A 12,691-nucleotide genomic window follows, 5' to 3' on the forward strand; every position below is an offset into this window, starting at 1 on the left:
ACAATGGCCCTTCAATAAATAACCCTGATACCTACTCATTTGAAAGGAATGGACAAAGTACTGTATCATTTACAGGACAGACCACAAGAATTCAAATGGCTGAAGAATTGATATCTGCTATGTCTGACTTTTCCACAACTGAAGCTGAGCAATTAGAAATGTATAGAAATGAAGCAGCTGACGGTTCAGATGCCCACCCTTTTTCTGACCCCGCATTAAACGAAGAAACCAAAAATATAAAAAGCAAAGTAGCTGCTTCCAGAGATCTTTTCTTTACTAACGCTTCTACATCAAGCATCATCAAAGCTGACTTCGAAGAATGGATATCAGGACAAGTCAATGAGGTTTTCCCAAATGAGAATACCGTTGCCGCCCCTGGCACTGCAGGACAAATAGCAGATGGAAGCTCAACAAGGTATGTTAATGCCAAAGGTTTAGAATATAACCAACTAGTAGCTAAATCTTTAATTGGAGCCCTAATGACTGATCAGGCTTTAAACAACTACCTTGGAACTGCTGTGCTGGATGAGGCAGACAATCGAGCAGGCAATGATAGTGAGCTGTTGGAAGATGGCAAGAACTACACAACAATGGAACATAAGTGGGATGAGGCCTATGGCTACCTATATGGAACCTCGGCTGACAAGACTAACCCAAACGCCTCTATTGGTTCAGATGATAGTTTTCTTAACAAATATATAGGCCGTGTAGAGGCGGATGATGATTTCGCAGGTATTGCAGACGAGATATTTGAGGCGTTTAAGTTAGGACGTGCAGCTATAGTAGCTGGTGATTATAATACCAGAGATCAGCAGGCTGAGATAATAAGAAAAAAAATATCGGAAGTAATTGCCATCAGGGCTGTACACTATCTCCAGTCTGGAAAGAACGCATTGCCTGAAGATCGTGAAAATAGTGCTTTATATGGTTCGGCTTTTCACGGACTCTCTGAAGGATACGGTTTCATCTATAGTTTGCAATTTACCCGTCAACCGAATACTGATCAACCCTATTTCACACATAATGAAGTCAATGCGATGTTAGAAAAATTATTGGGTGACGGTACAAATGGATTATGGGATGTTAATACAACTACCCTTGATGAATTGTCAGATGAAATAGCCGCAAAATTTGAATTTTCTATTGACCAGGCTGCTAACTAATATTACTTTTGCTCATATTTTTATTTAGATTAAATAATAATAATAAATGAAGCCATTACGACTTGGTACTATATTACTGTCGGCACTCTTATTCTGGGCGTGTTCAGGCGATGATGAGCCACAGATCAATTCAGATAATTTTGATAGAGGTGCAATGCTTATTAACTGGGCTGATAATATTATAATTCCAGGTTACAAAGCATACACGGTTTCTTTGAAAGCACTTAACGAAGCCACAGTCGCCTTTAATGAAACATCATCAGTTGATGATCTGGTAACGTTAAGGTCCGCATGGCTTGAAGCCTACATCTCATGGCAAATGGTGTCAATGTTTGAAATAGGCAAAGCCGAAGCAATTACGCTGAGAGATTTCACTAATATATACCCTACAAATGCTGAGACCATTGAGTCGAACATTTTAACAGGTGATTACAACCTTGAACTCCCCTCCAGCAGAGTCGCTCAGGGATTTCCTGCCATTGATTATTTAATCAACGGACTGGCTTCTGATGATGCTTTAATCGCTGATAAATTCAGTCAAAACCCTCAGTATGGAACATACCTAAGTGCTTTAACATCAAGGTTAAATACTTTAGCAGAAACAGTTTTGGAGGATTGGAGCAATGGCTACCGTGAAACATTTATAGCTAACGATGGCTCTAGTGCAACCAGCTCGGTAAATAAGCTTATCAATGATTACATGCTGTATTATGAAAAGTTTTTGAGAGCTGGTAAGGTTGGTATACCGGCAGGAGTATTCTCGAATACTCCTCTTAGTGATAATGTTGAAGCATATCACAAAAATGATGTTTCTAAGGTGTTACTGATCACTGCACTAGATGCTGTAAGAGCGTTCTTCAATGGTGACTTTTTTGATGGAAGTAGTTCTGGCCAAAGCCTTGATGACTATCTCAATTTTGTTCATGAAAATGGATCTTCTGAAGACCTTGTAAAACTCATCAATAATCAATTTGACCTGGCTTTAAGTAAGGCAAGTACCTTAAGCAATAGTTTTTCACAACAAATTGAAAGCAATAATCAGGAAATGCTATCAACTTATGATGCCTTACAAACCAATGTAGTGCTGATGAAAGTTGATATGTTTCAAGCGCTGAATATAAAAGTAGATTTTGTAGATGCTGATGGGGATTGATGCGGACAATAGTCAGTAACTATATCAACAAAACAACGAAGGCTGCACCATTAGCAGCCTTTCGTATTTTGTTTGGTTTAATGATGTTTATCAGCATTGTCAGGTTTTGGAGCTATGGATGGATAGCCAAGCTCTATATAAACCCGAAATTCCATTTCACATATTATGGCTTTGAGTGGGTACAGCCCCTGGGAGAGTTTACCTATCTCCTATTCTTCATATGTGCTTTATCTACAATAGGCATTGCTCTGGGCTATAAATACAAACTAGCCATTATTACATTTTTTTTAAGCTTCACTTACATAGAGTTGATGGACAAAACCACCTACCTCAACCATTATTACTTTATAAGCCTGCTCAGCTTCATAATGATATTTCTTCCAGCAGGTGTTTATTTCTCTCTAGATGCCAAAAATGATAATACTAAAAGATTTGAATACATTCCAAAATGGACAATTGATGTTGTAAAGCTGCTTTTATGTATTGTTTATTTTTATGCAGGTCTGGCCAAGTTAAATTCAGAATGGCTAGTACATGCAATGCCATTAAAAATCTGGCTACCGGGAAAATATGATTTACCTCTGATAGGTGATCTTTTACATAAGCCTTGGATTATTTATGCCTTTAGTTGGTGTGGTGCTCTTTATGACCTCACAATCCCATTTTTACTCATATACAAGCGAACGAGGTTATTTGCCTTTATGCTTGTTGTTGTCTTTCATGTGCTTACCAGGGTCTTATTTCCCATTGGCATGTTTCCCTATATCATGATTGTAAGTGCCCTGATTTTCTTCGATGCTTCTGTTCACCAAAAGCTCCTGAACTATTTAGGAAGATTATTCAAAGCAAGTACGGAGAAATTCAACAATGGAATCACTCTGCTTTACAAACCTTTGACTTCAAAAGTCAAGTTTGGGCTGCTGTCAATATTCTTTTTTATTCAGCTGGTTTTTCCTTTTCGTTATCTTGCCTACCCTGGAGAGCTCTTCTGGACTGAAGAAGGCTTTCGATTTTCATGGCGGGTTATGCTCATGGAAAAGGCAGGAATAGCACAATTTAAGGTTGTTGATAGTCAAACTGGAGAAACGCTGCATATTGATAATATGGAACATCTGACCGTTTTTCAAGAAAAGCAAATGGCTACTCAACCTGATTTTATTCTAGAGTATGCTCATTACCTGAAAGAACATTACAGTACGCAGGGCAAAACTGATCCAGAAATATATGTAGAGAGCTATGTTGCTCTCAATGGTAGAAGAAGCAAACCTTATATAGACCCAAAGGTTAACCTTGCGGAGCAGCGTGATTCATTTAAACCCAAGAACTGGCTATTACCATTTGAAGATGAGATTAAAGGCTTTTAGTATTATACTACTTTTCACTAGCGTTGCATTTTCTGCCAGCGCCCAATTCACCCTATCGGGTAAAGTGCTGGATGGAGAATTAAGTAAACCACTGCCCGATGCTGAGGTTTTTATTAAAGAGACAAGTGAATTACAAAGAACCTCCTCAAATGGAGAATTCTCTTTTAAAAACCTATCAAAGGGAAAATACACCCTAATAATTTTTGCTTCTGGGTATAACACATTGGAGCAATATTTTGATATAAAAGAGAATATCATCACTCAGTTTGAACTTCAGCCATTCAGCAATGAACTGTCAGAGGTAGTGATTAGCCAAAAGAGAGAAGAAGTCTTTAGTTTGAGCAGACTCAACCCGGTAGAAGGCACATCAATTTATGCGGGCAAAAAATCTGAAATCATTCTTTTAGATCAGGCCGTTGCTAATATGGCAGCCAATAATGCGAGGCAGATCTATGCTCAGGTAGTGGGACTAAATATTTATGAGAATAATGATGCTGGTTTGCAACTAAATGTTGGAGGCAGAGGCCTTGACCCTAACAGAACGGCTAATTTTAATACCAGACAAAATGGCTATGATATTAGTGCTGATGTACTAGGTTATCCTGAGAGTTATTACACACCACCCGCAGAGGCATTATCTGAAATACAAGTAATTAGAGGAGCGGCATCATTGCAATACGGCACCCAATTTGGAGGCCTGATAAACTTCAAACTAAATAAGCCAGACCCTACTAAAAAGATAGAGCTTACCTCACGACAAACAGTAGGGTCATTCAATCTTTTTACGAGCTTCAATAGCTTATCAGGAACTATTGGCAAGTTTAGTTATTACACCTATTTCAACTATAAGCAAGGTGATGGTTTTAGACCTAATTCTGAGTTTGATTCAAAGAATTTTTTTACCCAGTTGAACTACAATTTCTCAGATAGAACAAGGCTTTCATTAGAAGGAACATACTTATCATACTTATCAAAACAGCCTGGCGGTCTTACAGATACACAGTTTAAAGTAGCACTTGATGTGAGCATTAGAAATAGAAACTGGTTTGAAGTAGACTGGAAACTAGCCGCCCTTAAATTTGAACACAAACTTTCCAGTGCATCAAACTTTAGTCTGAATCTATTCGGTCTAAATGCAGAACGTAATGCTCTGGGCTTTAGAGGTGACCCACAAAGACCTGAACGCAATCCTATAACGGAGATTGATGATCCATCGGCATTTACTAGAGACCTCATCAAAGGTCAATTTGACAATTGGGGTGTTGAAGCTAAATACCTTACCAGGTATCAAATTGCCAGAAGGAAGTCCGTTTTTCTTATTGGATCTAAATATTACAAATCAGAAAACACTTCAGTTCAGGGAGCAGGCACTAATGCCACTGATCCTAATTTCACACTACAAAATGATCAGTACCCCTCCTACCCAAACCAGTCTAACTTCGAATTTCCGAATAAGAATATTGCTCTCTTTGCTGAGAACATCATTTTCGTCAATGATAACTTATCCATTACTCCAGGTGTACGTTTTGAGCACATCAAAACTGCTTCAGAAGGGAAGTATACTGTTGTACGATATAACAATGCGGGTAATGAAATATTCAGGCAAGACACCACAGATAATAGAAGCTTCGAAAGGTCTTTTGCACTGTTGGGGCTTGGTGTAAGCAACAACTTCAATGACAACATTGAGTTTTATGCTAACATCTCCCAGAATTACAGGTCAGTCACTTTCAGTGACATCAGGGTGGTGAACCCTACTTTTATAATTGATCCTAACATAAGAGATGAAAGAGGTTTTACTAGTGACTTTGGCTTTAGAGGCAAATGGCAACAGTATTTATCATTTGATGTTGGCGGTTTTCTACTCAATTACAATGACAGAATAGGAACAATATTGGTAGAAGATGGACCTAATAAAGGTGATAGGGTGAGAAAAAACATTGGTGACGCATTGATATACGGAACTGAGGTTTTTCTTGACTGGAATTTAGCATCTTCCTTAGATATGAATACTCAAAAGTTTAGCCTCAATCCATTCGTAAATCTGGCTATTACCTCATCGTCCTACCGAAAGTCTGAAGAGAACAATGTGAAAGGAAAAGTGGTTGAATTCATTCCTCTTGCAAACTTAAAAACTGGTCTAAAATATGGTTATAAAAACCTATTAGCTAGTGTTCAGTATACATATCTCTCACAACAATATACTGATGCAGAAAATACTAAAATCCCAGCACCAGGTGATAGCAGAGAAGGTATTATTGGCGAGATTCCATCTTATGGTATTATGGACATTTCATTATCTTACCGATATAAGTTTATTAGATTAGAAGCTGGCATTAACAACTTGCTTGATGAGGAGTACTTTACAAGAAGGGCAACAGGATACCCCGGGCCAGGTATTATCCCATCAGCAACCAGATCATTTTACACCACGTTGCAGGTAAAACTGTAAAGTTAATTCTGAGCCGCAATCTGCATAAGCAAGCCACAAAGCCAGGCTCCGTAAGTACCTAAGGCGTATCCCATAACTGCTAAGAGTACGCCTACTGGAGCTAGTGATGGATGAAAAGCTGCTGCCAACACTGGCGCTGATGCTGCTCCTCCAATATTAGCTTTAGAACCAACTGCAAGAAAGAAAAATGGTGCGTGTGAAAGTCTTGCGGCAACGATCATTATGATTGCATGAAATGCCATCCATATTAATCCTACCGCAAAGAATCCAGGATTTTCAAAAATGGCAAGCACGTCCATTTTCATACCAATAGTGGCTACCAAAATGAATATAAATACAGTACCTATTTTGGAAGCACCTGCACCTTCATATTCTCTTAGCTTGGTAAATGAAACAGCAATTCCGAAGGTTGTTGCCAGCACAATAATCCAAAAGAACTTGCTATCTAAGCTAAATTTAGAAAGCTCAGGCATACCGTTAGCAATTGCAGGGGCAATCCAATCGGCACCAGCATGTGCCAAGCCTGTTATACCAAAACCAATGCCCAAAATCATCATCAGATCAGTGACATTAGGAATTTTGGCAATACTTAAACTATAAGCTTCCATTTTGTCCCTAAGTGTGGCTATTGAACTATTGTCAGCCTTAAAAAATTTATTAATCTGCTCTTTACGCCCAATACCCAATAATAAAATAGCCATCCAAATTTCAGCAACAATAACATCTACCGTAATGCTCACTGAATAAAGCTCATCCGATGGCTTAAATACCTCATACATAGCCGCCTGATTTGCGCCTCCTCCTATCCAGCTTCCCGCAATGGTAGACATGCCTCGCCATACCGCATCAGGTCCAATACCACCAACTGCATCAGGACTGATGTAAGACATTATGAGTATGGCCAACGGTCCGCCAACTATAACTCCTATAGTGGCTGCAAAAAACATAATAAGCGCTTTAGGTCCAAGTTTGAAAATCTCTTTAAGGTCAATACTAAGCGTGAGTAACACCAAACAGGCTGGTAAGAGAAATCTGGAGGCAACAAAGTAAAGTTGCGAAGCTTCTGCATCTACTAACCCAAAGGTATTAAGTAATGATGGAAGAAAGTAAGAAAGTAGAATAACCGGAATATAAGTGTAAAACTTTTTCCAAAAAGGAGTTTTGAGGGCTGATGTTTTGAAAATTAGTGCTAGCAGAATCATTAAGATTCCAAAAATCACAGCATCATTAGTTAGAAAAACCTCTTTATGTTCCATTTTTCAGCTTGGTTAAAAGAACAAACTAATAGATTTAAACATGAAATGACAAATTCATTTATTTTTGAATAGATGGCGTACTTACCTGATGAAATACAACAATGGTTGAATACAAGAATTGGAACTATTGACTCATTTCAAACAGTAGGTGGAGGATGTATTAATTACACAGGATCAATCAACACAAAAAACCATTCCTACTTCATTAAATGGAATAAGGCCAAAGAGTTTCCTCAAATCTTTAACAAAGAAGCCCAAGGTCTCAATTTACTGAACCAAGGTATACTTCGAATACCGCAGGTTATTGATCATTATGACGGTGATGAGTTTTCCTGTTTATTGTTAGAAAATATTCAACCCGCACCCAAGTCAATTGACTATTGGCAAATTCTTGGAGAAGGCTTGGCTCATCAGCACAAGATCACAAGTAAAAAGTATGGCCTATCTCATAATAACTATGCGGGGTCTTTACTTCAGGACAATTCAGAATCGGAAGATTGGATCGAGTTTTTCATTTCAAACCGACTAAAACCTCAGGTTAAATTAGCTAGAGAAAAAGGCTTAATGGATGAACAGGTTTCCAAAAAGTTTGAACAATTATACAAACAGCTGGACAGCCTCTTAGAAATAGGACCACCTGCTCTTTTACATGGTGACTTGTGGAGTGGCAATGTCATGGTAGATGAAAAAGGAAGACCAGTGCTTATAGACCCTGCAGTATATTATGGTAATAGAGAAGTGGATCTGGCTATGACAAAATTGTTTGGTGGCTTTGATACTTCTTTTTACGAAGCCTATCTTTCAACCTACCCCACATCGGGTGGTTTAGATGCTAGAATTGACATCTATAATTTGTACCCACTTCTAATCCACCTCAATTTATTTGGCCGAGGATATATAAATCAAATTCTCTTTACTTTAGAAAGATTTAATTAGATTTTTATAAGTAATAAAGCCAGATTTCCAAAACTATAAGAACCTGATAACTAAAGCCATACAGAATAATGTTCTGTGCATTCTGAAAATTTAAAACGATTGAAATGATCATAATTAGCTTTTCAATATTTTTTACCCCTCATATTTAGGCAAGAAAAATATAGTTTGCCTACCGTAATTTACTATATTGGCAGTTAACACTTAAACCAACAATCAAATGAAGAAAATTTACTCACTTTTTTGGGTGCTTCTATTTCTTCTGGGGACAACTCAGGTAATGCAAGCACAGGAACTTAACGTTACTGGTAAAGTAACAGACAATACTACTGGCGACCCTGTCGCGGGAGTCAACGTTGTTATTAAAGGAACCAGTCAAGGTACTATTACTGATATTGATGGAAACTATTCCATTTCAGTAAATAGTGGAGCAACCTTGCTCTTTAGCTTTATTGGATTTCTTACTGAAGAAGTTGTTGTTAGTTCAGCAACTCTAAATGTTGCGATGTCCGAAGATGTTACAAGTCTTGAAGAAGTTGTAATCTCTGGTCTAGCATCTACGGTCAAAAGATCAAACTTAGCCAATGCAGTAGGTACTGTATCAGGAGAAGAGCTAACTGGTACTACTGGTCAATCTACTCTTGATGGAGCTTTATACGGCAAGCTTACAGGTGTAAACATTGTAGCAAGTTCTGGTGCACCGGGAGGTGGCACAGGGGTTAGACTTAGAGGTATTTCTTCTATTAAAGGAAATAACCAACCATTATACATTGTAGACGGTGTTTACATAAGTAATGCTGAGATTCCATCAGGATTAAGGTTTGCGTCAGGTGCTAACAGAGGCAATGAAGAAAATTCGGCAAACAGAATTGCAGATCTTGACCCTAATGATATAGAAAACATTGAAGTTCTTAAAGGAGCATCGGCCGCTGCCATTTATGGAACCAGAGCAAATGCAGGGGTTATTATTATTACAACAAAAAGTGGTTCTAATAAGAAGACCAGAGTAACTATTGGACAAGATATTGGCTTCAATAAGGTACAAAGACTCATTGGCATGAGGGACTGGGATGCAACAAAAGTAACTGACACTTATGGCGCTGCAGAAGCTGCTATATTCACTGCGGCACAGGCTGCTGGAAAAGTTTATGATTATGAAGATGAAATTTATGGAGAGACCGGATTAATCACGAACACAAAACTTAATATCTCTGGGGGTAATGAAAAGACCTCATTCTACATTGGTGGTTCTTTAAGAGATGAGGAAGGAATTGTAAAAAACACTGGTTTTAATAGAAAATCGATAAGACTGAATTTGAAGCATAAAGTAAGCGATAAGTTTACAGTATCGACTAACTCCAACTATATCAACACATTCACAAACAGAGGATTTAGTGGAAATGAGAATGAAGGAGGCTTGTCTTATGGTTACAACCTTGCTTACACTCGTCCTTGGAATGAACTTCACCCCGATGAATTTGGCAACTACCCTGATAATGCTACATCATTTGGTAATATGCTTTTTGTTAGAGATAGAGCTAAAAATGATGACAAGATTAACAGGTTTATACAAGGAGTTAATGCTTCTTACGATATTATTAAAAGCGACAATGATTACCTGAAATTTACTTTTAACGGTGGTCTTGATTTCTTCATCAATGAATCATTTATTTATGTTCCTGAAACACATCAGGCACAAAGAGGTATAAACAACGGTTTTATTGGTGTAGGTAAAAACACTTTTACTAATACTAATTACCAGTCTTTCTTAGTTTATGATAAGTTTCTTGGTGGTGGTGATATAAGATTAAGTACCCAAGCTGGTATCTCTTATTTGAATTTTAAGCGAGATCTTGTTTACAACCAAGCTACTCAACTCATTCCTGGTCAAACGAGCTTAAGCCAAAGTGGCACTCAGTCTATTAATCAGATAAGACAGAATGAGGAAGAGTTTGGAATTATCTTCCAGGAAGAGTTGAACTTCAGAGATCAGATTATTGCTACAATAGGTGTTAGGTCTGATAAGTCCAGTTTGAATGGCGACCCTAACAAATACTACAGCTTTTTCAAAGCATCATTAGCTGCCAATATTCATGAATTTGACTTTTGGAACATGGACAAAATCAGTCAGCTTAAAATAAGAGCTGCATATGGAGAAACGGGTAGTTCAGCTTCTTACGGTTCACTTTTTACAGTATTTAACTCAAACAACATCGAAGGAAATGCAGGAGTAATTATCAACCCATCAAAGGGTACTCCGAATTTATTTCCTGAAACATCCTCAGAGTTAGAATTTGGTGTTGATATGGGCTTCCTTAATGGTTTAATTAGCTTAGAAGCCACTTACTATAGTAGAGAGGTTAAAGACCTATTATTTGACAGGAGTATTCCCACTTCAACAGGGTTTAGCTCTACGGTATTGAATGACGCTGATCTTAAAAATACGGGTATTGAGCTGGCATTAACAGCAAGACCTGTTAAATCAAATAACATAGAGTGGACTTCTACCACAAGTTTTTGGAAGAATGAATCTGAATTAACAAGATTAGGTGTACCTCCATTCCCTGCACCAGGAAATGGCTTTGGATTAGGTTTAGGAACATTTTATATCCAGGAAGGATCTTTACTAACGTCTATTTTTCAAAACGTAGATGGTGAAGCAACAGCTGTTGGAAACTCGGCTCCTGATTTTCAGATGTCATTTTTTAATCAGTTGCATTTCCTTAAGAACTTCGACTTTTCATTTATGCTTCATTGGAAAAAAGGTGGAGATGTACTTAACCTCTCTAACCTCCTATTCGATGATGGCGGTATAAACCCTGCCATTGACGAAAGAGGTGCTCAGTATGCTGATACTTACATTGAACCTGCTGGATATTGGAGATTAAGAGAAGTGGCTCTTTATTATACAATTCCTAAGTCTACATTAGCTGGGTTAGGAAATACGTTAAATAACGTGAAACTCGGTGTGTCTGGAAGAAACCTCTGGACTAAAACTGACTACTCGGGATACGATCCCGAAGTATCTGTAAATGGAAGTGGTGTAATTTCTAATGGATTGGATGTAACACCATACCCAAGCTCAAAACAATTCTACTTCCACGTAGCATTAACATTTTAATTGACGAAAAATATAGTATTATGAAAAATTATATAAAATACTTATTCGCATCATTGATACTAGTCACAGGTTGTGAAATTGATGAGCAAGTAAACCCTAATAGCCCAGCTGTTAACAATATTATTTCTGGAGCTACTAGCATTGATTTAAATAACATTGTTACGGGTAGTTTAGCTGCCATGCGAACTAATCACTCAACATATGTAACTGCCTCAGGCACGTTAGCTCGTGAACTCTATCTTTTTGATGCAGATCCACGAAATAGAACTGACCTTTTAGGTACAAATGTAAGCACGCTGGATAACAACACCTTTTATACTACAGGTCCTTGGAATTCCAGATATAGAACTATCAAAAACCTTAACATTCTTCTTGAAGCTGCTGACAACGCAATTGTAACAGATGCTCAAAAGAATGGCTACAAAGGATTTGCAAATACATTGTTAGCCCATCAGTTTTTGATGCTAATTAATGCTCAAAATGAAAATGGTATTCGAATAGATGTCGCTGATCCTGATAATTTAGGACCTATTGTAAATAAAAGCGCTGCATTCACAAGAATCCAAGCCTTACTTGATGAAGCTGAAACTCAACTAGCCGGAGCTGATTTTGCTTTCAACCTAACCACAGGTTTTGCAGGTTTTGACACACCTAGCACATTCCTTGAATTTAACAGAGCTTTAGCTGCTCGTGTTGAATTATACTTAGGAAATGGAGCTAATGCGCTAACAGAATTACAAAGCTCATTTTTTGATCTTAACGGTGACCTAACTGTTGGCCCAAAGATGGTTTTTAGTAATACGGGTGCTGATGTTTTAAACGGTCTTTTTAAAGCTCCAAATCAAAATGGAGATCAAATCGTTGTTAACAATGGATTCATTAATGACGCGGAAGCAGGTGATTTGAGGGTAGCAAACAAGACAGCTCCTAGAGAAACTCCAACTACCCTTAGTGGTGTTGGCGGAACTCATGAAACTAGGTTGTTTGCATCTTCAACCTCTCCGATTGATATAATCAGAAATGAAGAGTTGATCTTAATTTATGCTGAAGCAAACCTTATGACAGACAACTTATCTGAGGCAGAAGCAGCTTTAGACGTGATCAGAACAGCAGCAGGCCTTGACCCAATTGCTACTGCAAAACCCACGATTGTGAATAATAAAGCTGGTTTAATAGATGAGATGTTAAACCAACGGAGATACTCACTGTGGAGTGAAGGTCATAGAATGATAGACCTAAGGAGATATGA

8 protein-coding genes are annotated in these 12,691 nt (G+C 38.0%); 7 read left to right on the top strand and 1 reads right to left on the bottom strand.

Translation table 11 applies throughout. The features are described 5' to 3' along the window. The 4 genes from E1140_RS05925 to E1140_RS05940 all read left to right on the top strand — a co-directional run. Window positions 1–1,163: DUF4856 domain-containing protein (locus E1140_RS05925; protein ID WP_155180226.1), on the top strand; the 1,163-nt coding region annotated here is incomplete at its 5' end. 46 nt (window positions 1,164–1,209) lie between these two features. Continuing rightward, the gene (locus tag E1140_RS05930) at window positions 1,210–2,316 is read left to right on the top strand and encodes an imelysin family protein (RefSeq protein ID WP_155180231.1); all 1,107 of its coding nucleotides are present in this window, start codon (window positions 1,210–1,212) and stop codon (window positions 2,314–2,316) included. Beyond that, window positions 2,316–3,680 (top strand): HTTM domain-containing protein, encoded by a 1,365-nt coding sequence (locus E1140_RS05935; protein WP_155180234.1) that lies wholly within the window; start codon window positions 2,316–2,318, stop codon window positions 3,678–3,680. Before E1140_RS05930 ends, E1140_RS05935 begins: the two co-directional genes overlap by 1 nt. Beyond that, the gene (locus E1140_RS05940) at window positions 3,661–6,132 is read left to right on the top strand and encodes a TonB-dependent receptor (RefSeq protein WP_155180237.1); all 2,472 of its coding nucleotides are present in this window, start codon (window positions 3,661–3,663) and stop codon (window positions 6,130–6,132) included. Before E1140_RS05935 ends, E1140_RS05940 begins: the two co-directional genes overlap by 20 nt. A 2-nt stretch (window positions 6,133–6,134) precedes the next feature. On the opposite strand, the gene E1140_RS05945 is transcribed toward E1140_RS05940, so the two are convergent. Beyond that, complete coding sequence (locus tag E1140_RS05945) at window positions 6,135–7,388, bottom strand: DUF819 family protein (RefSeq protein ID WP_155180240.1); 1,254 nt, start codon at window positions 7,386–7,388, stop codon at window positions 6,135–6,137. 72 nt (window positions 7,389–7,460) lie between these two features. On the opposite strand from E1140_RS05945, the gene E1140_RS05950 reads away from it, so the two are divergent. From E1140_RS05950 to E1140_RS05960, 3 genes are all read left to right on the top strand, one after another. Continuing rightward, on the top strand, window positions 7,461–8,324 hold the full coding sequence (locus E1140_RS05950) for a fructosamine kinase family protein (RefSeq protein ID WP_155180243.1): 864 nt from the start codon (window positions 7,461–7,463) through the stop codon (window positions 8,322–8,324). A gap of 217 nt (window positions 8,325–8,541) precedes the next feature. After that, window positions 8,542–11,442 (top strand): SusC/RagA family TonB-linked outer membrane protein, encoded by a 2,901-nt coding sequence (locus E1140_RS05955; RefSeq protein WP_155180246.1) that lies wholly within the window; start codon window positions 8,542–8,544, stop codon window positions 11,440–11,442. Window positions 11,443–11,462: 20 nt separating this feature from the next. Next, window positions 11,463–12,691: RagB/SusD family nutrient uptake outer membrane protein (locus E1140_RS05960; protein ID WP_155180249.1), on the top strand; the 1,229-nt coding region annotated here is incomplete at its 3' end.

Source organism: Fulvivirga lutimaris (assembly GCF_009711525.1).
Taxonomy (GTDB): Bacteria; Bacteroidota; Bacteroidia; order Cytophagales; family Cyclobacteriaceae; genus Fulvivirga; species Fulvivirga lutimaris.